This is a genomic window from Lentzea sp. NPDC004782 (assembly GCF_040609115.1).
GTDB lineage: Bacteria > Actinomycetota > Actinomycetes > Mycobacteriales > Pseudonocardiaceae > Lentzea.
On the sequence record NZ_JBEXJN010000028.1, the window covers coordinates 1 to 21,015 of the forward strand.

Sequence of the window (21,015 nt, forward strand, 5' to 3'; positions counted from 1 at the left end):
CCTTGTTCAGTTCGAGTTCTTGGCGGAACCCGAAGATGATCAAGCGGTGGCCGTGCCCATGTCAAAGCCCAGGCGCCTCCTGGTTAAAACACCAGGTGGACGAAAGCGCCGTTCATCGTTTTCGGAGCGTGCAACCCTGGTCGGGCTGACCGCGTATTGAACGCGAAGCAGCACGAGCTTGGGGGACCGGAGTGCGACGGGACGAGGAGTTCTCGGAGTTCTTCACGAGCAGGTTCGACTGGGCCAGGCGCACGGCGTACGCGCTGTGCGGCGACTGGTCGGAGGCGGAAGAGCTCGCGCAGAACACGTTCGTGAAGGCGTACGCGAAGTGGTCGAGCGTGCGGCGGGAGAGTGCGGACGCCTACGTCCGCACGATCCTCACGCGGTTGTTCCTGGACACCAGGCGGCGGGTGCGCGGACGTGAGCACCCGGTCGCCGACGTGCCGGAACACGGCGTCGGCGGCGGCTTCACCGAGCAGGACTCCCGGTTGCACGACGCGTTGCAGCGGGTTCCGCCCAAGCAGCGAGCTGTGCTCGTGCTGCGGTATGTGCACGACCTGTCCATCGAGCAGACGGCCGCTGAGCTGGGCTGTTCACAGGGCAACGTGAAGAGTCAGACAGCCAGGGGACTGGCGACGCTCCGCGAGGCGTACGGCAGCCCGGTCAACTCGGAGAGTGTGCGATGACTGTGGAAGAAGAGCTGCGCGGGGCTCTCGACGTTCCCGTGCCACCGGCCACCACGACCCTGGAAGGCGTGCTGAGGCGGGGAAGGCGCCGGCTGTTCGTCCGGCGTGCGGGCGCGGTGCTCGGCACGCTGGCGGTCGTCGCGATCATGGGTTTCGGCAGCGTCGTCTGGAACTGGAACCAGGCCAGACCGATGACACCGGGCGGCAGTCCGGGGGACTGGCCACGTGCGTCCGGGCTGGTGCGGAAGCCTGCCGACCCGCAGCACACGAACGGCGAGTGCGACCCCCAGATGCCGACCGCGCTGATGGCTCGCGGGTTCGGCGCGGAGAGGTTCAGCACCGACCAGCTCCGCACGTGGCGGGACAAGGCGCAGGAGGTGCTTCCGTCGCTGGCGCTCGGTGCACAGGCCGTCCGGGACGACCTCAACATGTACGAGTACGAGGTCACCGATGAGGGCGGCACCGGCAGCCTGCGGCTGTCCGCCGGGTTCTTCGCCGGCAGCCCGAGCAAGGCGGCGGACGAAGCGATGTGGGTGGCGGGGGGCTGCCAGGCGCCGCGTCGTGTGACCGCTCGGGACGGCACCGTCTACCAGCTGTACGACGTGGTCTCCTCCACGCTGTGGGACACGACTTCCCAGAAGTCGGCGCCCGCGAAGATGCAGACCCTGCACGTCTACCGGCCAGACGGTGCCGCCTTCCGGATCGACCAGCTCAGCGTGGTTCCGACGAACCTCGACAAGAGGCGGGAGTCGCTGCCGCTGACCGAGAGCCAGCTCGTGAGGCTCGGGCCCGCCATCGCGGGGGTGGCCTGAGGGTGGGCCATGCCGGAGGTTCACGTCCGTGCAACCTGCGGCATGGCACCATCTACGGCGTGACTGTTCCAAGCGTGGAGATCGCCGACGTTCCGGCGCAGCTGCCCGAGGACGCCGTCCTGCTGGACGTGCGCGAGCAGGACGAGTGGGACGCGGGCCATGCGCCCGGCGCGCTGCACATCCCCATGAGCGAGATCGGTGCGCGGCTCGACGAGGTGCCGAACGACGTGCAGCTCTACGTCGTGTGCCGCGCCGGTGGCCGCTCCGCCCGCGTGACCCAGTACCTCAACGAGAACGGCTGGGAGGCCGTCAACGTCGAGGGCGGCATGCAGCACTGGGAGGCCTCCGGTCGCCCGCTCGAAGGCGGCGTCGACGGCATGGAACCCGAGGTCATCTGATCGTGCAGCCGTTGCAGCCGATGCGCGTGGACTGGGTGGCGACTGCGCCGCCCGGTGCGTACCCGCAGCCCTCGCGGCGGTCGCAGCGGCTGTCCTACAGCGGTCCGCCGAACTACCCGGTCCCGCCGCGCTGGGGTTTCCCGCTGCTCGCGTGGCGCTGGCCGACGGCCGTGCCGGGCACCGTCGAGCAGTCCGACTCGGTCGACGGCGTGCGCCGCCTCGGCCGGACCGCGCAGAACTCGCTCTGGCTGCTCGCCGCCGTCGCGGTGTGGGGCGTGTTCGCCGAGAGCTGGCGCTACGTCCTGGTCGCGATGAGCCGTTACGGCGCGCTCTCCGCCGGCGTGGTCAGCGCGTCCGACGCGATGGTGGTGACCGCCTCGGCGATCACGCTCGTCGGCTGCCTGCTGTCGTTGGTGCTCACGCTGCTGTGGGTGCGGCGCGCGCGGAACGTGGCCGCGACCCTCGTGGGCTACGGGCCGTCGCGCTCGGACGAGCAGGCCCTGATCGGGTTGATCGTGCCCGGCGTGAACCTCGTCGTGCCGGGCTCGGTGCTCGCCGAGCTCGAACACGCCGTCGCCCGCAGGCCCGCCGACGAACGGCCTCGGCCGTCGAAGCTCCTGCGCTGGTGGTGGGGCCTGTGGGTGGCGTCCGGCCTGCTGTTCGTGACCACGATCCTGTGGTCGTTCCGCGGCAGCACCCAGGCGCTGGCCGACGGGGTGCTGCTGCACGCGTTCAGCGACCTGGTGCTGGCCGGGGTCGCCGTGACCACGGCGCTCGTCGTCCGGAGGATCACCACGCTGCTGCTGCCGGTGGACGCCGCGTCGGTGCGGCTGATGCGCGTTCTCGAGGTGAAGGACGCTCCCGAGCCGCCGCTGCGGTCGTTCCGTGCGTCGGGCTCGCCCCGGTAAGCCTTTCGCGTGATCTTTCGTGAGATTCTCACTTCAGCGATCTCACTGACGATCATCGAAGGATGCGCAAGCGTCAGCCGCCTTTCCGCCGCCGCAAGCTGGCCAAGAAACTGCGGAAGATGCGCCTTGATGCCCGGATGAGCATCCAGGAGGCGGCGAAGGCTCTCGACAAGGACGTCCAGGCGCTCTACCGCATCGAGGCTGCGGAGACCCGCGTCGACGTGCACCTGGTGCGGTCGATGATGGATCTCTACGACTCATACGAGCCCGATCTGCTCGACCAGGTGCGCGACGCGCTGAAGGCAGGCTGGTGGCGTGCCTTCGGTGTGGACGACCAGGGATATCTCGATGTCGAGACCGAAGCGGCGATGATCAGAGAGATCGCCCTGCTGACGATCCCCGGATTGCTCCAGACGGAGGCTTACACACGGGCGCTCTTCGACGCGTACCACCGCGAGCACAGCAAGGAGTGGCAGGACAACCAGGTCGCGGTTCGGCAGTTCCGGCAGCGGCGGCTCACCGATCCCGACAATCTGCTGGTACTAGATGCCGTCATAGACGAGGCGGCGTTGAGAAAGCTCGTCGGGGGGCCTGTTGTGATGCGGGCACAGCTTCTCCACCTGATCGACATGGCTGCGTTGCCCAACGTCACGTTGAGAGTGCTTCCGGCCGATCTGGGCGCCCATGACGGGATGAGTGGCGGATTCACCCTGCTGAGCTTTCCCGACCAAGATGATTCCGACCTCCTTTACATCTCCTACGCGACCGGTGCGATGCATATTGAGAACGAGGAGGAGCTGAAGGCGGCTAGGCTGACGTTCGACCACTTGGCGGCCAGGGCGTTGTCGCCCGCCGAATCGGTGGCCTTGATCGAGCGGACGCTGGCCGAGTGAAGGGTGTCCACTGTGGACTTTTCTGGTGCCGAATGGCGCAAGAGCAGCCGAAGCGGTGCCGCGGGCAACGACAACTGCGTCGAGGTGGCGTTCGCCGGCCCCGCCGTAGGTGTGCGTGACTCCAAGAGCCCCGACTCCGGCGTCCTCGTGTTCTCGGCTGTTCAGTGGGCGTTCTTCCTCAGGGGCTTCCAGGCCTGACCCATCGGTGCCAGGTTGGGTGGATGCGGACACTCATCGGGGCTCTGGTGATCGCAATGGCCACACCGGGCGCCGCTCAGGCCCATCACCGGGATTTCGACCTGCAGGCCCACCGCGGAGGCATCGGTCTCACGGTGGAGAGCACGCTCAAGGCGTTCGGCAAGGCGCTCGAACTGGGCGTGACGACGCTGGAGCTCGACCTGCAGATCACCAGGGACGGCCGCGAGGTCATCACCCACGACCGGAAGACCAATCCGGCGAAGTGCCTCGACACCTCGCCCGCGTTTCCCGGTGACCCGGAGTTCCCCTACGCCGGCAAGTACGTGAAGGACCTGACGTTCGCGCAGGTCCGCACCCTCGACTGCGGCAGCACCAGGTGGTCGCAGTACCCGGACCAGGAGCTCTCGCCCGGTGCGAAGATGCCGACGCTGGCCGAGCTGTTCGACCTGGCGCGCAGGCACCACGCGTGGGGGATCCGCTTCAACATCGAGACCAAGGTCGAGGCCGCCGCGCCGGACGAGACGGCGCCGCGCGAGCAGTTCGTGCAGCGCGCGGTCCGCGAGATCCGGCGCAGCGGCTTCCTGGCCAACGTGACCATCCAGTCGTTCGACTGGGGCACGTTGATGAGGATGCGCGAGGTCGAGCCGCGGTTGTCGTTGGTGGCGTTGACCCAGCCGGAGTTCCTGCGGCCCGGCTCGCCGTGGACCGGTGGCCTGAACCTGGACGACTTCGGTGGCAGCGTTGCCAGGGCAGTGAAGAGCTTCGGCGCGAAGGCCCTGTCCCCGGTGCACACGATGACCACGAAGGACCTGGTCACCGAAGCCCACGGACAGGGCCTCGCGGTGGTTCCGTGGACCGTCGACGACGAGCCGCGGATGAACGAGCTGATCGACACCGGGATCGACGGCCTGATCACCGACTACCCGGACCGGTTGCGGAAGGTGCTCGGGGAGCGCGGGTTCAAGCTCCCCAAGCGGTATCCGAGGCGTTAGTTGATCGCGACCGGGTTGGCGGAGTGGTTGCCGGTCTGGAGACCACCGCGCTGTCCGGTCGTGATGCCGCACAACGCCGCTTCGCTCAGCCCCGCGGTCGAGGCCTGCGCGGAGGACAGCGAGTTGCCCGCGGCCTGGCCGTCGATCGTGACCCCGCTCGGGTAGAGCTTGCTGTCGGCCTCACGGCAGACGAGCACGATCACCTTGAACGTCCGCGGGTTCGTGAACGAGAGGTTCTTCGTCTCGCCTCGGGTGACGGTGAAGGTGTACGGCAGCGTCGCGTCCTTCACGTAGCCGGTCGGGGTGGTCGTCTCGTCGATCGTGTACGTGCCGGCGGGCAGGTTCGCGAACGGCGGCTGGCAGACACCGGCGGCGTCGGTGGTGCACGAGCCGATCGTGGTCGTGCCCTGGTACAGCGTGAAGACCGCGCCCGGTACGGCTGCTCCGGCGTCGTCCTTCTTCTGCACGTTCACGGTCGCCGGACGGGCCGGGTCGGTGTACGTCACCGTCTTGTTCTCACCGGCGGCGATGCTGAACGTGTCCGGCAGGTTCGCCGGCTTGTCATAACCGGCCGGAACCGTTGTCTCGTCGAGGGTGTAGGTGCCGACGGGGAGGTTTTGGAACGTGGGGTCGCACGAGCCGTTGGCCTGCACGGTGCAGGTGCCGACGACGGTGCCGCCCGTGCCGGTGCCGTTGTACAGCGTGAAGACGGCGCCTGCCTGGCTGCCGCCGTCGCTGCCGAGCTTGGTCACGGCGACGGAACCGCAGTTGCGGATGTTGACGTTGCCCGGACCCACGAGGTCCTTCATCTGCGCGGTCGACGACTGGCCCGAGCTGCGGCTCACGGCGTAGGCCTTGCCGAAGCCCTCGCACACGCCGGGTGCGAAGACGCCGGCGGCGGTGAGGTTGATGCCCGCCTCGCCGAACTCGTGCAGGCCGAGCGTCTCGGTGGCCGGTGCGACGGTGTCCTGCGCGGTGGAGCCGGTGTTGACGGCTGCCTCGGCGACGCCGCTGGACAGCGTGGTCGCGACGCCCCAGCACGGCGCTGTGTCACTGCCGACCTCGCACGCGCCGGAGGTGATCCAGCGGGACAGCTTCAGTGCCGGAGTGCCGCCGCCCTCGAAGTCGTAGACGATCAGCATGTCACCCGCGGTCCGCTGCACGAGACCTCCGGACCCGGTGCCGCAGGACGTCACGCCCTTGTTGAACTCGAACGCCACGTGAGCGGACGGCGACGTGGTGTTCTGCGGAATGCGGACCCACGCGAGGGTCAGGAACACGTCGCTGCCGACGGTCTTGCTCGCGACGTAGACGCGCTTCAGGTCGTCCTTGTTGGACGCCTTGGCCGTGATGACGGACGGACAGATGTCGTCCTGCTTGGTACCACCGGCGAAGCCGGAGTCGGTGGTGGTCGCCTGCCGGTCCTCCAGGCCGGTGAAGGCCCAGCCGGAGACGGTCTTGTTCGCGGTTCTCGTACCCGCGGTCCCTGTCCAGGTGGTGGGCGAGAAGCTGTTCCAGTCGAAGTTGACGGGTGCCTGCGGGGCGAGGTTCGCGTCGTCGTCCTCGAAGCCGGCGGCGGTGCCGACCGGGCCGGCTACGGCGACCCCGGCGGGGCCCAGCAGGCCGAGAACAAAGGCGGACACCGCAGCGCCCGCGATCATCAAACGTCTGCGCATGGGGTTCTCCAGCGCGCGGGGACGCGGGCCCGGTCCCCGCACCGCGCCGACGTCCAGTGGACGGGTTGGCGGCCGAGCGGGAGAGTTGGTGCGGCGATCAACGGTCGAGCGGGGCCGAATCATCAGGGTAAACACGCGGATCGGCAACTGCTCCGCCGCTGACTCATTCAAGGCCGATGTACTGGCCGAAGTGCTCGGGTCGAGCGGCTACTTTCCGTTACTGAGCGGCAGGGATCGCAGGCCGCGGATGACGAACTCCGCACGCCGGGTCGGTTCCTCTGCCAGCACCGCGCCGGGCAGCTTGCGGTGCAACGACGACAGCGCCGCCTCCACCTCGATCCGGGCCAGCGGCGCGCCCAGGCAGTAGTGGATGCCCATGCCGAACCCGAGGTGCTGGTTCTTCTCGCGGCCGACGTCGAGCGTGTCGGGGTTCTCGAAGACCAGCGGGTCGCGGGCGGCGGCACCGAGCAGCGCGGCGATCTTCTCGCCCGGCTCGACGACGTGACCGGCGATCTCGACGCGTTCGGTGGCGGTGCGCTCGAAGAGCTGCAACGGCGAGTCGTAGCGGATGAGCTCCTCGACGGCCGTGGGCATGATCTCCGGAGAAAGGCGTTCCCACTGCGAACGGTGCCGCATGAGCGCGAAGACGCCGTTGCCGATGACGTTGACGGTGGCCTCGTGGCCCGCCATGAGCAGCAGCACGGCGGTGGCGACGAGCTCGTCCTCGGTGAGTCTGGCGCCGTCGGTGTCGGTGACGGCGACCAGGTCTGACACGAGGTCGGAGCCGGGGTTCGTGCGGCGCAATGCGATCAGCTCGCGCAGGTAGGCGACGAACTCCGCGGCGGCGCGCTCGGCGGCTTGCTGCTGTTCCGGAGGCAGGCCGTACTCGTACATCTTCACGATGGCGTTCGACCACGGCTGCAGCAGGTAGCGGTCCTGGCCGGGCACGCCGAGCAGTTCGGCGATCACCTCGACCGGCAGCGGCGCGGCGACGTGGGCGAGCAGGTCGGCCTGGCCCTGGTCGTCGATCTTCGCGACCAGCTCGTCGACCAGCCGGTCGGCGAGCTCGGCGACCCACGGGCGGAGGCGTTCGACGTGACCGCGGCCGAACGCGGCCGCGACCAGCCGGCGCAGGCGGGTGTGCGTGGGCGGCTCGTTCTCCAGCAGTGAGTTGCGGTGCAGGAGGTTGAACGCCATGAACTGTTCGACCGGCTTCACGTCCGACCAGATCCGGCCCAGCGAGCGGTGCCGCAGGACGGCGGAACAGGCGGCGTGGGACACGGCGACGGCGACGCCCATCTGCTCGTGGTGATGCACCTCACCGGCTTCGCGCAGGGCGGCGAAGACCGGGTACGGGTCGGCGATGAACGCGGGATCGCGCTGGTCGAACGTCACAAGGCGGGACGGTAAGTCGCGTTTCGCGTTTCGTCCACGTCCGTTTGATTGATGACTCAAATTGTTGCGCAGGAACTATCGTTCGGCTTGTGCAGCAGCTGCCATCGATCGTCGCGCACCGCGGCGCGTCCACGGACCGTCCCGAGCACACCATCGGCGCCTACGAGCTGGCCTTGAAGGAGGGTGCGGACGGGCTGGAGTGCGACATCCGGCTGTCGAAGGACGGCGAAATCGTGTGTGTGCACGACCGCACGCTCGCGCGCACGTCCAACGGCCGTGGCACGGTCAGCGCTCTCACTCTGAGCGAGCTCCAGCAGTTCGACTACGGCAGCTGGCACCGGCACGGCCAGCCGGCCGAGCTGCTCGTGCTCGACCAGCTGCTGGAGCTGGTGAAGGGCACGAACGTGCAGCTCTTCATCGAGACCAAGCACCCGGTCCGGTACCGCAACGAGGTCGAGCGCAAGCTCGTCGAGGCGCTGAAGAAGCACGGGCTGGACAGCCAGATCGTGATGATGTCGTTCTCGCCGACCGCGGTGAAGGCGTTCCGCGAGCAGGCCCCGGACATCCGCACGGTCCTGCTGCTCGACCGCCTCGGCCGCTACCGCAGCGGCGCGCTGCCGTCGTTCGCCGACTACACCGGACCCGGCGTGCACGTGCTGCGCAACGACCCCGGTTACGTCGACCGGGCACGCCGGGCGGGCCACGAGACCTACGTGTGGACCGTGGACCGCGCGGAGGACGTCGCGCTGTGCCGTGACCTGGGGGTCCGCTACCTCGCGACGAACGCCCCGGCGAACAGCCGCCGCCTGCTGACGGCTAACTTGGCGACCTGACAAGCCTGGAACACGAGGAGGGCCAAAGGTGGCCAAGCGGACCGCGGTCAAGGACGCCCCGAAGGACGGGATCAACCCGAAGCAGCCCTGCCCGTGCGGCTCCGGCAAGCGCTACAAGGCCTGCCACGGCGCGCCCGGCGGTGCGACCGACGTGATCGTGTCCCGGCCGTTCGAGGGCCTGGCCGCCGAGTGCGAGCTGATCGCGCTGCGCGAGTTCGTCCCGTCGGCCGTCGCGAAGCTGCCGGTCAAGGACGGCCGCGAGGTCACGCTGGCCACGGTGCTGCCGATGGCCGCCGCCGGACTGATCCGCGGCGACGACGTGCCGTTCGTGGGCCTGCAGGTGCAGACGCGGTCCGGCGACATCAGCCGCGACCTGGCCCGTGCGCTGCAGTGGGCGCAGCAGGCGAAGACCGGTGACGTGCTCCCGGTCGTCGGTCCCGACAACGGCGAGAACCCCGGCCGCCTGCAGGACCTGCTCGACGCCGAGGCCGAGATCGTGCCCGAGCTGCACACCGACTTCCTCTGGTGGATGCCGGAGGGCACCGAGCCGACCGGTGACGTGGCGCTGTCGCTGGAGCGCGCGAACGCCGCGATCCTGCCGACCGAACGCCTCGACGCCCCCGGTGTGAAGGCCGCCTACTGGGTCGACGCGGGCGACAAGGCGCACCTGCGCTGGGTCCGCCCGGAGCCGGAGGAGAAGCTGCTGCCCGCGATGGCCCGGCTGGCCGCCCGCGGCGAGCTGGACCTCGGCGAGGGCTCCCGCTACGCCGGTTCGTTCCGCGCGCACGGCCTGCTCGTGCCGGTCTGGGACCTCGACCGCGAGATGCACGCCCGCGAGTGGGCCGAGCCGGCCGAGGCGCTGGGCAAGCGCTTGCTGGAGGCGCTGGCGTCCGACGAGCCGCTGACCGACGCCGAACGCCGGGCCCGTGACGGCCTGCGCGGCCGCCAGATCACGCTCCGGTGACGTTGTCCACAGGGTTGTCCACAAGGAGCTGTGGATAAGTGCTGTTGCACATCATCTCGAAGGCCGACTGGGCCGCTGCCCAGTCGGCCGGCTCGATCGCGCCCGCCGGTGAGGGGTTCGTGCACTGCTCCGACCGGGGCGTCGCGCACGTGACGGCGAGCAAGTTCTTCCACGGGCAGAGCAGGCTGCTGCTGCTCGAGATCGACCCGAAGCTGCTCGGCGTGCCGGTGCGGTGGGAGGCGGTGGCGGACTCGCCGCTGTGGTTCCCGCACGTCTACGGCCCGGTTCCGGTCGACGCCGTGGTCCGGACGCACGACTTCCCCTGTGCACCGGACGGTTCGTTCGTTCTGCCCGAGGCCGTTGCGGTTCTGTGATTCAGTAAGGCAACCGTTCTGTCCACTCGGGCGTGAACCTCCCGAAGCCAGTTGTTGCTTCGGGGAGGGGGCGTGCCGTGGCGGCGGTGCTGCAGCTGGAGTTGGCCGTCGAACGCGGCGGGGGAAGAGCGGAAGCCGTGGGGGACTTCGCGGAGTTCGTGAGCATGTCCATGCCCGGACTTCTGCGCTACGGGCATGCCCTGACCGGAAAATCCGCACGATGCCGCCGACCTCGTGCAGTCGGTGCTGGAGAAGGTCGGATCGCGCTGGGGGACGGTGCAGCGCAAGGGGGACGACCCGCTCGCCTACGTCCGCAGGGCCATGGCCAACACGCACATCAGCATCTGGCGCCGCCGTCGCCGCGAGAACCTCGTGGCCGAGCTCCCCGAGAGTCCAGCCCTGGCTCCCGAGCTGAGCAGGCTCGACAACGAACCGCTCTGGCAAGCACTGCGCGACCTGCCGCCGCGGCAGTGCGCGGTGATCGTGCTGCGCTACTACGAGAACCTCTCCGAAGCCGAGATCGCGAACGCGCTCGGCATCTCGTGCGGCACGGTCAAGAGCCAGAGCAGCAAGGCGATGGCGAATCTGCGGACACGCCTGGGAAAGGACTGACCGGTGGACGACGACCTCGACGCGGAGTTGCGCAGGCTCTTCAGCGACGATCGACTGGACGTCCACGTGACTCCGGACGCGGTCCTCCGCGGCGCGAATCGCCGACGACGCCGCCGCACGAAAAAATCTTGAGACGCCGATGTCGAGAAGTGGCGAACGGCTCCGTCCCCGTGGTGAAAGCGGCCAAGATGGGTCGCAACAGGACCGAGGGAGACACCCGAGATGGCCAAGTACCTGCTGCTCAAGCACTACCGCGGCGCCCCGGCGGCGGTCAACGACGTGCCGATGGACCAGTGGACGCAGGACGAGATCACCGCGCACGTCCAGTACATGCGGGACTTCGCCGCCAAGCTGGAGGACACCGGTGAGTTCGTCGACGGCCAGGCGCTCGCGATGGAGGGCACGTGGGTCCGCTACGACGGTGAGGGCAAGCCGCCGGTCACCGACGGGCCGTTCGCGGAGACGAAGGACCTCATCGCCGGGTGGATGATCGTCGACGTCGACAGCTACGAGCGGGCGATCGAGCTGGCCGGTGAGCTGTCGGCGGCGCCGGGCAAGGACGGCAAGCCGATCCACGAGTGGCTCGAGGTGCGTCCGTTCTACGGCACTCCGCCGACCATCCCGGAGGTGACATGGACTGGGCACTGCTCAGGAGCCTGACGCCGAGTGTGATCGGGATCCTCGTCCGCCGCGGAGCCGACTTCGCGGCGGCCGAGGACGCCGTCCAGGACGCGCTCGTCGAGGCCGTCCGCGTGTGGCCGGACGATCCGCCGCGGGATCCGAAGGGCTGGCTGGTCACCGCGGCGTGGCGCAAGTTCCTCGACGCGACCCGGGCCGAGACGGCCCGCAGGCGCCGCGAGGAGCACGTCGAACCGGAAGCGGGACCCGTACCCGACACCGACGACACGTTGCAGCTCTACTTCCTGTGCGCGCACCCGTCGTTGACGCCGTCATCGGCGGTGGCGCTCACCCTCAGGGCGGTCGGCGGCCTGACCACCCGGCAGATCGCGCAGGCCTACCTCGTGCCGGAAGCGACGATGGCCCAGCGCATCAGCCGCGCCAAGAAGACGGTCGGCGACGTCCGGTTCGACCAGCCCGGCGACGTCGCGACCGTGCTGCGCGTGCTCTACCTGGTGTTCAACGAGGGCTACTCCGGCGACGTCGACCTGGCCGCGGAGGCCATCAGGCTCACCCGGCAGCTCGCCGCGGTGATCGACCACCCGGAGGTGGCCGGCCTGCTCGCACTCATGCTGCTGCACCACGCCCGGCGGGCCGGCCGGACCGCGGACGACGGCAGCCTCGTCGCGCTCGCCGACCAGGACCGCGCGAAGTGGGACACCCGGCTGATCGCCGAGGGCGTCGAGATCCTGCAGAACGCGCTGGCGAAGGACCAGCTCGGCGAGTTCCAGGCCCAGGCGGCCATCGCGGCACTGCACGCGGACGCGCAGACGCCGGAGGAGACCGACTGGGTGCAGATCGTCGAGTGGTACGACGAGCTCGCGAAACTGACCGGCAGCCCGATCGTGCGGCTCAACCGGGCGGTGGCGGTCGCGGAGGCGGACGGGCCGCGGGCCGGTCTGAAGGCGCTGGCCGAACTCGACGACTCGTTGCCCCGCTACACCGCCGTGGCCGCATACCTCCACGAGCGCGACGGTGACGAACAAACGGCGGCGCGGCTCTACGTCGAGGCGGCCGGGAAAGCGGCGAACCTCGCCGAGCGCGAATACCTCACGCGCCAGGCCGCGCGGCTCAACAGAAAAAGCCCGCCTCACCGGTGAGGGCGAGGCGGGCTCGGAAAATCAGGCACTCGAGCGTGCGGGAGAAAAACTCAGAGGGCGCCACCCGCGGCGGTCGGGGCGCTGGAGTCGCCACCGGTGTCGCCCACGGTTTCGCGAGTGAGGAACGTCTCCACGTAGAACATGTTGCCGTCCGCGCGGTCCATGATCGTGAGCAGCGTCTTCATCGAGGAGACCTCCTCGACCTGTTCCTTGAGGAACCACTGCATGAACTGCTCGCCGATGTAGTCGCCCTCCTCGCGGGCGGCCTTGGCGAGCGCCACGATCTGGTCGGTGACCTGCTGCTCCTGGTGCAGGGCGAGGTCGACGAGGTCGCGCGGCGCCTTGAAGTCGTTGATCGGCGTGTCGGTGCCGGGAATGGCGACCGGGATGTCGTTGTCCATCAGGAACTGGACGATCATCATCGCGTGGTTGCGCTCTTCGAGAGCCTGCTTGTAGAAGTGCGCGGCGAGGCGCGGCAGGTCCTCGTTGTCGAACCACACGGCGAGCGCGATGTACTGCTGCGAAGCGGAGAACTCGTTGCCGACCTGAGCCTGCAGGAGCTCGTGGAACTTCGACTTCTTCAGGGCAATCTTCTTCACGTTCGAGGCCATGCGGAGTACGTTAACCCAAAGAGAGCACACCCGCATTCCAGGAAAAGCTAACCTTTGTTTGGAAAGGTAATCCAAACAAAGGTTAGGCGTCCCTAACGCTTTCGTGCTTCAAACGAGGGGTGCGCGGTCGATCGGGCACGACATGCACCGCGGCCCACCGCGGCCGGAACCCAGTTCCGAGCCGGCGATCCGCAGCACCTCGATGCCGGCCGCCTCCAGGCGCTCGTTCGTCTCGACGTTGCGCTCGTACGCCACGACCAGACCGGGACCGACCGCCAGCGTGTTGTTGCCGTCGTCCCACTGCTCGCGCTCGGCCGTGACCGGGTCGAGGCCCGTGTCGATCACGCGCAGCCGCTCGATGCCCATCGCCTCGGCCGCCGCCTCCAGGAACGGCACCGGACCGCCGACGCGCACGCCGCCGTCACCGTCCAGGCGCATCGGGTACGCGGACAGGCTGTCGCTGATCGCCGGGTACATCACCACGGCGTCGCGGTCGACCATCGTGCAGACGGTGTCGAGGTGCATCGTGGCGCGTTCCTGCGCGATCGGCACCGCCAGCACCGTGTGCGCGAGGCCGTCCGCGAGCGCGGAGCGGGCGAACGACTCCGCGCCCGCGGGGGTCGTGCGCTCACCGACGCCGATGGCGATCACGCCCGGCGCGAGCAGCAGCACGTCGCCGCCCTCCAGCGGGGCCGAGTGGGCGCCGTACGCGCGCCCGGTGCGCCGGAACCGCGGGTGGTAGGCGTAGATCAGGTCGGTGAGCGTCGTCTCGCGGTCGCGGGCGGGCAGCGCGAGTGACGTGATGGCCACGCGGTCGCCGACCCACACCGACGAGTCGCGGGTGAAGAGCAGGTTCGGCAGCGGGTCGACGGCGAAGTCGATCGGCAGGTGCATCTTGCGCACCAGGGACGCGCCCTCGGCGGCGGGCAGCTCCTCGAACGTCATGCCGGTCATCAGCGCCTGCGCCAGCTGCGGGGCCGGCAGCGACGTGAGGTGGCTGCGCAGCGCGTCGGCCAGGTCGATGCCGAGGCGGCGTTCGTTGACCGCGCTGTGGATGCCGGCGATGCGCGCGCGGTTGTCCTCCAGCGCCTGCGTCAGCACGTCCGCGAGCAGCAGGACCTCGACACCGCGGGCGGTCAGCGTCGCGGCGAACGCGTCGTGCTCCTCCTGCGCGCGGCCGACCCACGGCACGCCGTCGAACAGCAGCTGGTCGTTGTTGCGCGGGGTGAGCCTCTTGAGCTCGTTGCCCGGCCGGTGCAGCAGCACCGTGCGCAAGGGGCCGACTTCGCTGTCCACGCGGGGCGAAGCGTCGGGGAGTGCTTCCGTCTCGGCGATCGTGTGCGCAGTCACCGGACGAGCGTAACCCTGAACAGCACAAATCGCCGCTGCGGAGCCTTAACTCGCAACGAATGGTGTGGAATATCGGCGTCTACGATTGAATCATTAAGGCAACCAGCTGACTTTGCCGCGCAACATTGTGTAGCCGATGAACGCAACGACGTCGAGGATCGTGTGAGCGATCACCAACGGCCACAACCGCCTCGTGCGCTGCCAGTGGAAGCCGAACACCAGGCCCATCACCAGGTTGCCGATGAATCCGCCGAAGCCCTGGTAGAGGTGGTACGACCCGCGCAGCACGGCGGCCGCGAGCAGTGCCGTGTACTTCCTCCACCCGAGCTGCTCCAGCCGGGTGATCAGGTACCCGACGACGAGCACCTCCTCCGCCCACGCGTTGCCGGCGGCGGCGAGGATCAGCGCCAGGCTCATCCACCACTGGCTGTCCAAAGTGGACGGCTGCACGGCGAGGTTCAGCCCGAGCCCCCACGCGGCGAAGTAGAACGCGAGACCGGGGATGCCGATGATCGCCGCCAGCCCCAGTGCGCCGAGGGAGTCCGCGAGCTTGCGGGTGCCGTCCAGGCCGATGGCCCTGAGCTTGATCCCGGTGCGCCACAACAGGTACAGGCCGATGCCGCCCCACGCGGCGAGCTGCAGCACACCGAGCAGCTGGGCCACCAGGTCGAGCAGGTCGGCGCGCGCCTGCGGGACGTTGATCGCGACCGACTGCTGCTTGAGCGGGGTCGGCTGCAGCAGGCTGTCGATCAACCGGACGAGGCTGCGCAGACCGGACAGCCCGAGCGTCATGCTGAAGACGATCAGCAGTTCGAGCTGGTAACCGCGCTTGTCCTCGGCAGGAATCAAGGTCACCCGCGCGAGGCTACCTCCGCGTCGGAGGGAACGCGGGGCCCCCGCGTTCCCCTAGCGCTGGTGCAGGAACGGGCAGCCCATCAGCCGCCGCAGCTCACCGGCGAGTTCCCCCGGCGTGCTCACCGGCCTGGCGAACGCGATCCGCACGTCGTGGTCGTCGCACTCGGCCTCGACCCGCAGCCGCAGCCCGAACCGGTCGAGCCCGAGCGGCCGCACGTGACCGTCCCGCAGCTCCTCCGGCAGGTGCCTGGCGAGCTGGCCGACGACGTCGCGGTGTGCGAGCTCCAGGTGCCGCAGCCAGTGGTCCTCGTTGCGGCAGAACGGGTCCGGCGTCGCGCTCGCGAACTGCTCGGTGCGGATCGACGACGTGCCCTCGGCGTCCGCGATCACCATCGACGCCGGGGTGAGCCTGAGCACCGAGGCGCCGTGGCCCGCGTCCAGCAGCCGGTGGTCCGGGCGCGCGTCGGCGACCGCGAGGATCTCGTCGCGCGCCTCCTGGCCGTCCAGCGCGGTGACCCAGCCGGTGAGCCACAGCAGGCCGCGGACGGGTTCGCGCAACGGCAGCGGAGCCTGGTCGGCGATCTCCAGCATCGCCGTCACCTCGGCTCGCGGGGTCTGCCGCAACTGCCCGACCAGCGGGTGTTCGTCGGCGAGCAGCAGGATCGCGGTGCCGCACGGGTGCAGGTGGTGGAACAGCGGACTGGTGCGGGTTCCGGCCTGGGGGAGCAGGGCGGCGACACCACCGCGAGCCGCGATCGTGCGGGCGCGCTCGGCGGCGTGCGGCGCGGGCGGGCGCCTGGTCTGGGTGTCGGTCACCGCTCCACCTCCTCGAAGGTTAGGTAAGCCTAACTTGATTTTGCCCCCGATGGGAAGCGTCACCTGTACGGTGGACGCGTGGTCGCGCCCAACAAGCCGTCCACCGAGGTGACGGCGTTAGACGATCGGTGGACCCGGCACTGCCTCGACCGGGCGAGCCGTCGTGCCCTGACGTGGACGGTGCTGGCCGGCTCGGCGTTCGTCCTCCAGTTCGTGCTGGTACTGGTGTGGTCGTGGTCCTCACCGGTGGCGCTGGTCCTGCTCTTCTTCGCCGCGGCCGTGCTGTGGGTGGTGACGCGTCGCCGTCCGGTGCGTTTACCGGAAGGTGAACCGTGGCATTTCGCCCATGTGCAGTGGGAAGGAGGGCGTCTGGTCGTGCTGTCTTCACCGCCGCTTCTTTTGACTCTCCGCGTCGGTCCTCTTCTGCGTGGACGGATCGCGCGCCATCGGCGCGTGTGGTTCGTTCCGCCGGACTCCGCGGGGAACACGGTCGTCACGTTCCGCGGGGTGCCGCAGCTGATCCCGGCGCGTGTGCAGAGATGATTCCGAAAACGGGCGTTGAGAACTGGACCGAGCTCTGCCTGGCGCGGGCGGACCGCCGCGCGGTGGGGCACATCATCTTCGCCCTCGTGGCGTTCGCTCTCGTGTTGATGATCGGCTGGCTGTGGCTCACCGTGCTGTCCGTCCCGGTGGTGCTGGAGCTGGCGACGCCGGGGTTGCGGCACTTCTTCACCCGGCACGGGACCCTGCAGCTGATCGAGCGGTTCCCGTTCCGCCCGGTGTCGGTGAGCTTCGTGCCCGGCCGGCGCATCGGGCGGCAGGCGTACCTGAAGGTCGACGGCTCGGAGAACAACCTGCGGCTGCCCGAGCTGCCGGAACGGGCGCGCGTGCTCGTGCGGCACACCGGCCGGATGTGGATCGCCGGACCCGACGAACGCGGCCGCCTCGTGGCGATGACGCGTGGACTGGCGTTCTTGGTTCGCGGACGGGTCGTGGAGCGCTAACGGCCCGTTGCGATGCCCTCGGACTCGGCCCACTGCGTGAGGTCGTCCTTGCGCAGCGCGGCCGCCAGCAGTTCGGGGAACTTGTCCGGCGTGCAGGCGAACGCCGGTGCGCCGAGGGCGTGCAGCTTGGCCGCGAGCTCGTGGTCGTAGGCGGGCGTGCCGGAGTCGCTGAGCGCCAACAGGTTCACGACCGTGACGCCGCTCGCGACCAGTTCGCGGACCCGGCGTTGCAGTTCGGTCTCCGAACCGCCCTCGTACAGGTCGCTGATGATCACGATGACCGTGTCGGTGGGCCGGCGCACCAGGGTCTGCGCGTAGGCGACCGCGCGGTTGATGTCCGTGCCGCCGCCGAGCTGGGCGCTGAACAGCAGGTCGACCGGGTCGCTGAGCTGGTCGGTGAGATCCGCGACCTCGGTGTCGAACACGACGAGCTTCGTGGAGATCGAGCGGATGCTCGCCAGCGCCGAACCGAGCACCGCCGCGTGCACCAACGAGTCCGCCATCGAACCGGACTGGTCGACCAGGAGGATCACGTCCCGCATCGCCGCCGTGCGGCTGCGCCTGCGGTGACCGATCAGGTCCTCGACGATCACGGTCTTGTGCTGCGGCTGGTAGTTCTTGAGGTTCGCCTTGATCGTCGTCGCCCAGTCGACGTCCGGCAGCTGCGGGCGGTGGGTGCGCTTCGATCGGTCGACCGCGCCCCGGACGGCCTCGACGAGCCGGTCCCTCAACCGCCTCTCGATGTCCTCGACCACCTTGGCCACCACGGCTTTCGCGGTGTCGCGGGTGCGGGCGGGGATGGCTCTCGACAGCTGCAGCAGGGTGCTGACGAGGTTGACGTCCGGCTCGACGGCCTGCAGCAGTTCCGGTTCGAGCAGGAGCTGCTTGAGACCGAGCTTCTCGACGGCGTCCCGTTGCATCACCTGGACGACGGACGTGGGGAAGTACTTGCGGACGTCACCGAGCCAGCGGTGCAGCTGCGGTGAGCTGGCACCGAGACCGGCGCCTCGGTCGCTGCCACCGCCGTAGAGACCCGTCAGCGCGCCATCACGGCGTTGGTCGTCATCGCCGAGCTGCGCCACGTCCTCCGCGCTCGGGCCGAGGAGCAACCGCCAGCGGCGCAACCGTTCGTCACTCATCTGAGGGCGGCCGCCACTTCTTCGGCCGCACGCACGACGTGTGGACCGACCACGTCCGCGTCGAGCTTTTCCAGCGCCACGACGCCAACGGAGGCGCGGAGTCCCGGGACGCCGCGCACGGGTGCCGCGACGCCGTACGCGTTCGGCTGCAGCTCGCCGGTGGAGACGACCCAGCCGTCCACGGGCTGCGAGATGGCCTTGCCGGCGGCCCCGCGGTGCACCGGGTGACGGGAACCCACCCGGTACGCCACGTGGAAAGCCGTCCACGACGGTTCGACGACGGCGACGGCCTGGGCCTCGCTGCCGTCCGCGACGGTCAGGTGCGCGGTGGCGCCGACCTTCTCGGCGAGCTCCCGCAGCGCCGGGTTGGCGGCCATCCGCAGCTGCGGGAGGACGTTGGAGGCGAGCCGCAGCACGCCCAGGCCCAGCCGGACCTTCGACCCCTCCCGGCGCACCAGACCGCGCGCCTGGAGGGGAACGAGGAGCCGGTAGACCGCGGCCCTGGACGCGCCGATGGCCGTGGCGAGCTCCGAGATCGACGGTGCCTCGGACTCCGCCTCAGCGACAGCCTGGAGGAGCGCCAGACCCCGTTCCAGGGTCAGCGAACTCTCCTTCGTCGCTCCGACCATCACGCACTCCGAACTGTGCCCACCACCTCGGCCAGGCCCACCACCGAGCCGCCTTCGCCGGGAGCCGTCGCGGTCAGCCTGACCGTGTCGCCGTCCTCCAGGAAGGACCTCGTGGAGCCGTCGTCGAGCTTGAACGGTTCCTTGCCGCCCCAGCTGAGTTCGAGGAACGAGCCGCGCTCGTCCTTCTCCGGTCCGGAGACCGTGCCGGAGGCGAACAGATCACCTGGGCGCACGGTAGCGCCGTTCACGGTCATGTGCGCCAGCTGTTGCACAAATGACCACGACATCTCGCGGAACGGTGGCCGCGCGACGATGGTGCCGTTCAGCTCCACCGTGATCGTTATGTCCAGGCCCCAGGGCTGGTCGGTGGTCAGGTAGTCGTGCAGCTTGTTCGGCAGCGGCGGCGTCGGGACGCGTGCAACTGAGAACGCTTCGAGCGGCGTGATCCAGGCGCTGATCGACGTGGCGAACGACTTGGCGAGGAACGGGCCGAGCGGCTGGTACTCCCACGCCTGGATGTCGCGGGCGGACCAGTCGTTGACCAGCGCGACGCCGAAGACGTGCTCGGCGGCCCGGCTCGTGGACACGTTGGCCGCCGGCGGGCCGCCGCAGACGAACCCGACCTCGGCCTCGATGTCCAGCCGCTCGGACGGGCCGAACTTCGGGCCGTCGCTGCCGCGCTTCTGGCCGTTCGGGCGGACGACGTCCGTGCCCGAGACGTACACCGTGCCCGCGCGGCCGTGGTAGCCGATCGGGAGGTGCGTCCAGTTCGGCGTGAGCGCATCACCGTCGGGGCGGAACATCTTCCCGACGTTCTCCGCGTGGTGCCTGCTCGAGTAGAAGTCCACGTAGTCGCCGACCGTGAACGGCAGCTTCGCGGTCTCGATCCCGACGAGCTCGGCGCCCTTCGGTGCCGAGGTCGCGGTGACGATCTCCTTGAGCTTGGCGCGCAGCACGCTCCAGACCGGCCGGCCCGCCCGCAGCAGCGGGTCGAGCGAGTCGCCCTGGACGTACTCGCTGCACTTGCCCAGTGCCAGGCTCTTCAGCAGCAGAGCCTGGTCGCCGACGCGGACGGCCACGCCCCCGTCGACGACGCCGTAGGGGAGGGTCTGCGGTCCGAACGGCTGGTCTTCGGTGAAGTTCGGGTCGCTGATCCAGCTCACAGCAGTCCAAGCTCCTCGAGGTCGGCGATCGGTTCGGCGAGCGAGCACGAGCCGTAGCTCGCGAAGACGCCGCGGACGGCGTGCGCGGCCTGGTCGCTGAGCGCCTTGGCCTCGGCGGTGAGCGCCTCCGCGTCGGTGCTCGCCAGCGCCTCGCGGACGTCACGGCCGGAGAGGCTGCGCGCCGTGGCGACGAGGAGGTTCAGGAAGCCGTGGTGGGTGAAGTTCTGCTCGTCGGTGTAGCGGACGGCCTTGTGCAGACCCGCGGTCGCCTTGAACGCGACACCGCCACCGCTGACGACGGACAGGAAGTCCGCGACCTCGTCGACGCTGGGGAAGTTCTCGGTGCTGAGGCCACCGCAGCGCAGCTTGGGCCAGCTGCCGTGCTCGATCACCCGGCGGACGCCGTCGAGCCACTCGGGCCCGCCGCGGCGTGGTTCCACGACGCGGATGACGTCCTCCGGCACGAACTCGGACACGCGCTCGAGCCACACCTCGTCCACATCGGACGGTGCGGGCATCTCGACCATGCGCAGCGCCAGGAGCTCGCTCCGGCTCTCGACGATGGACACGGCCTTCGGCACGCCGCCGAGGCCCGTGTCGATCACGAGGCTGAGCGCGATCGGCTTCGGCGGCTTGACCTTGATCAGCTCGGTGATCAGCTCGGCGAGGCGGGACGCGGGACACAGGAAGAGGCCCATGACGCCGGACCACTCGCCGACCCGTCCGTCCAGGTGGCCGCGCACCGCGTCGGGCATCGACGCGTTCCCCGGAGGGAACAGCGCGGCATCGTCCACAAGCCTCGCGAGCAGGGGCGGAGTACCGCGCGGACCGGGCGCACGGAGTTCGACAGCGCTTGACACGGCTGACACGCTAGCTGGGTATCGGTAAGTGAACAAAGATGTCCGATAGTCGAACGCCCCAAGAATGGT

General features: G+C 69.4%; 25 protein-coding genes and 1 pseudogene. 16 read left to right on the forward strand and 10 right to left on the reverse strand.

The features are described 5' to 3' along the window. Positions 1–191 precede the first annotated feature (191 nt). From ABZV40_RS25280 to ABZV40_RS25310, 7 genes are all read left to right on the forward strand, one after another. Complete coding sequence (locus ABZV40_RS25280; RefSeq protein WP_355446174.1) at positions 192–686, forward strand: SigE family RNA polymerase sigma factor; 495 nt, start codon at positions 192–194, stop codon at positions 684–686. Next, complete coding sequence (locus tag ABZV40_RS25285; protein ID WP_355446177.1) at positions 683–1,498, forward strand: hypothetical protein; 816 nt, start codon at positions 683–685, stop codon at positions 1,496–1,498. The genes ABZV40_RS25280 and ABZV40_RS25285 overlap by 4 nt, the downstream gene beginning before the upstream one ends. Before the next feature lie 59 nt (positions 1,499–1,557). Next, positions 1,558–1,896, forward strand: coding sequence for a rhodanese-like domain-containing protein (locus ABZV40_RS25290; RefSeq protein ID WP_355446180.1), 339 nt, complete (start codon positions 1,558–1,560; stop codon positions 1,894–1,896). Between the two features lie 2 nt (positions 1,897–1,898). Then, complete coding sequence (locus ABZV40_RS25295) at positions 1,899–2,804, forward strand: DUF4328 domain-containing protein (RefSeq protein ID WP_355446183.1); 906 nt, start codon at positions 1,899–1,901, stop codon at positions 2,802–2,804. A gap of 62 nt (positions 2,805–2,866) precedes the next feature. After that, the gene (locus tag ABZV40_RS25300; RefSeq protein ID WP_355446185.1) at positions 2,867–3,697 is read left to right on the forward strand and encodes a helix-turn-helix transcriptional regulator; all 831 of its coding nucleotides are present in this window, start codon (positions 2,867–2,869) and stop codon (positions 3,695–3,697) included. Positions 3,698–3,709: 12 nt separating this feature from the next. Next, a complete protein-coding gene (locus ABZV40_RS25305; protein WP_355446188.1) occupies positions 3,710–3,895 on the forward strand; it encodes a DUF397 domain-containing protein in 186 nt (61 codons plus the stop codon). Between the two features lie 23 nt (positions 3,896–3,918). Further along, complete coding sequence (locus tag ABZV40_RS25310) at positions 3,919–4,887, forward strand: glycerophosphodiester phosphodiesterase (RefSeq protein WP_355446191.1); 969 nt, start codon at positions 3,919–3,921, stop codon at positions 4,885–4,887. On the opposite strand, the gene ABZV40_RS25315 is transcribed toward ABZV40_RS25310, so the two are convergent. Together ABZV40_RS25315 and ABZV40_RS25320 are read right to left on the reverse strand one after the other, a co-directional pair. Beyond that, positions 4,884–6,563, reverse strand: a complete 1,680-nt coding sequence (locus ABZV40_RS25315; RefSeq protein WP_355446194.1) for a SpaA isopeptide-forming pilin-related protein — start codon at positions 6,561–6,563, stop codon at positions 4,884–4,886. The genes ABZV40_RS25310 and ABZV40_RS25315 overlap by 4 nt on opposite strands. Positions 6,564–6,770: 207 nt before the next feature. Further along, complete coding sequence (locus tag ABZV40_RS25320) at positions 6,771–7,958, reverse strand: cytochrome P450 (protein WP_355446198.1); 1,188 nt, start codon at positions 7,956–7,958, stop codon at positions 6,771–6,773. An 89-nt stretch (positions 7,959–8,047) separates the two neighbouring features. Here ABZV40_RS25320 and ABZV40_RS25325 point away from each other — a divergent pair, with 89 nt between their 5' ends. The 7 genes and pseudogenes from ABZV40_RS25325 to ABZV40_RS25355 all read left to right on the forward strand — a co-directional run bounded on the left by ABZV40_RS25325 (position 8,048) and on the right by ABZV40_RS25355 (position 12,519). Next, a complete protein-coding gene (locus tag ABZV40_RS25325) occupies positions 8,048–8,791 on the forward strand; it encodes a glycerophosphodiester phosphodiesterase family protein (RefSeq protein WP_355446201.1) in 744 nt (247 codons plus the stop codon). A gap of 28 nt (positions 8,792–8,819) precedes the next feature. Then, positions 8,820–9,755, forward strand: coding sequence for a DUF5926 family protein (locus ABZV40_RS25330; RefSeq protein WP_355446204.1), 936 nt, complete (start codon positions 8,820–8,822; stop codon positions 9,753–9,755). 38 nt (positions 9,756–9,793) lie between these two features. After that, the gene (locus tag ABZV40_RS25335; protein WP_355446207.1) at positions 9,794–10,129 is read left to right on the forward strand and encodes a DUF952 domain-containing protein; all 336 of its coding nucleotides are present in this window, start codon (positions 9,794–9,796) and stop codon (positions 10,127–10,129) included. A gap of 164 nt (positions 10,130–10,293) precedes the next feature. Beyond that, positions 10,294–10,741: pseudogene (locus ABZV40_RS25340) on the forward strand (SigE family RNA polymerase sigma factor). A gap of 3 nt (positions 10,742–10,744) precedes the next feature. Beyond that, positions 10,745–10,873 (forward strand): hypothetical protein, encoded by a 129-nt coding sequence (locus ABZV40_RS25345; protein WP_355446210.1) that lies wholly within the window; start codon positions 10,745–10,747, stop codon positions 10,871–10,873. A gap of 90 nt (positions 10,874–10,963) precedes the next feature. Then, complete coding sequence (locus ABZV40_RS25350; RefSeq protein WP_355446213.1) at positions 10,964–11,401, forward strand: YciI family protein; 438 nt, start codon at positions 10,964–10,966, stop codon at positions 11,399–11,401. Next, entirely contained in the window at positions 11,374–12,519 is a 1,146-nt protein-coding gene (locus ABZV40_RS25355) for a DUF6596 domain-containing protein (RefSeq protein ID WP_355446216.1), read from the forward strand. The genes ABZV40_RS25350 and ABZV40_RS25355 overlap by 28 nt, the downstream gene beginning before the upstream one ends. A gap of 50 nt (positions 12,520–12,569) precedes the next feature. On the opposite strand, the gene ABZV40_RS25360 is transcribed toward ABZV40_RS25355, so the two are convergent. From ABZV40_RS25360 to ABZV40_RS25375, 4 genes are all read right to left on the reverse strand, one after another. Beyond that, positions 12,570–13,130, reverse strand: a complete 561-nt coding sequence (locus tag ABZV40_RS25360) for a ferritin (protein ID WP_355446219.1) — start codon at positions 13,128–13,130, stop codon at positions 12,570–12,572. A gap of 108 nt (positions 13,131–13,238) precedes the next feature. Continuing rightward, a complete protein-coding gene (locus tag ABZV40_RS25365; RefSeq protein WP_355446555.1) occupies positions 13,239–14,426 on the reverse strand; it encodes an arginine deiminase in 1,188 nt (395 codons plus the stop codon). Positions 14,427–14,573: 147 nt separating this feature from the next. Continuing rightward, complete coding sequence (locus ABZV40_RS25370) at positions 14,574–15,335, reverse strand: CPBP family intramembrane glutamic endopeptidase (RefSeq protein ID WP_355446222.1); 762 nt, start codon at positions 15,333–15,335, stop codon at positions 14,574–14,576. Positions 15,336–15,386: 51 nt separating this feature from the next. Then, positions 15,387–16,151 carry a DUF2470 domain-containing protein gene (locus ABZV40_RS25375; protein ID WP_355446225.1) on the reverse strand — a complete coding sequence of 255 codons (765 nt, stop codon included), beginning with the start codon at positions 16,149–16,151 and terminating at the stop codon, positions 15,387–15,389. A 78-nt stretch (positions 16,152–16,229) separates the two neighbouring features. On the opposite strand from ABZV40_RS25375, the gene ABZV40_RS25380 reads away from it, so the two are divergent. Together ABZV40_RS25380 and ABZV40_RS25385 are read left to right on the forward strand one after the other, a co-directional pair. After that, positions 16,230–16,694, forward strand: a complete 465-nt coding sequence (locus tag ABZV40_RS25380) for a hypothetical protein (protein ID WP_355446228.1) — start codon at positions 16,230–16,232, stop codon at positions 16,692–16,694. Continuing rightward, positions 16,691–17,155 (forward strand): hypothetical protein, encoded by a 465-nt coding sequence (locus tag ABZV40_RS25385; RefSeq protein ID WP_355446231.1) that lies wholly within the window; start codon positions 16,691–16,693, stop codon positions 17,153–17,155. Before ABZV40_RS25380 ends, ABZV40_RS25385 begins: the two co-directional genes overlap by 4 nt. On the opposite strand, the gene ABZV40_RS25390 is transcribed toward ABZV40_RS25385, so the two are convergent. From ABZV40_RS25390 to ABZV40_RS25405, 4 genes are read right to left on the reverse strand one after another with little or no spacing between them, the layout of a single operon-like run. Continuing rightward, a complete protein-coding gene (locus ABZV40_RS25390) occupies positions 17,152–18,294 on the reverse strand; it encodes a VWA domain-containing protein (RefSeq protein WP_355446234.1) in 1,143 nt (380 codons plus the stop codon). The genes ABZV40_RS25385 and ABZV40_RS25390 overlap by 4 nt on opposite strands. Next, on the reverse strand, positions 18,291–18,923 hold the full coding sequence (locus tag ABZV40_RS25395; RefSeq protein ID WP_355446237.1) for a helix-turn-helix domain-containing protein: 633 nt from the start codon (positions 18,921–18,923) through the stop codon (positions 18,291–18,293). Before ABZV40_RS25395 ends, ABZV40_RS25390 begins: the two co-directional genes overlap by 4 nt. Continuing rightward, complete coding sequence (locus ABZV40_RS25400; RefSeq protein WP_355446240.1) at positions 18,923–20,086, reverse strand: fumarylacetoacetate hydrolase family protein; 1,164 nt, start codon at positions 20,084–20,086, stop codon at positions 18,923–18,925. Before ABZV40_RS25400 ends, ABZV40_RS25395 begins: the two co-directional genes overlap by 1 nt. Next, positions 20,083–20,946, reverse strand: coding sequence for a hypothetical protein (locus ABZV40_RS25405; RefSeq protein WP_355446243.1), 864 nt, complete (start codon positions 20,944–20,946; stop codon positions 20,083–20,085). Before ABZV40_RS25405 ends, ABZV40_RS25400 begins: the two co-directional genes overlap by 4 nt. Between the last annotated feature and the right edge of the window lie 69 nt (positions 20,947–21,015).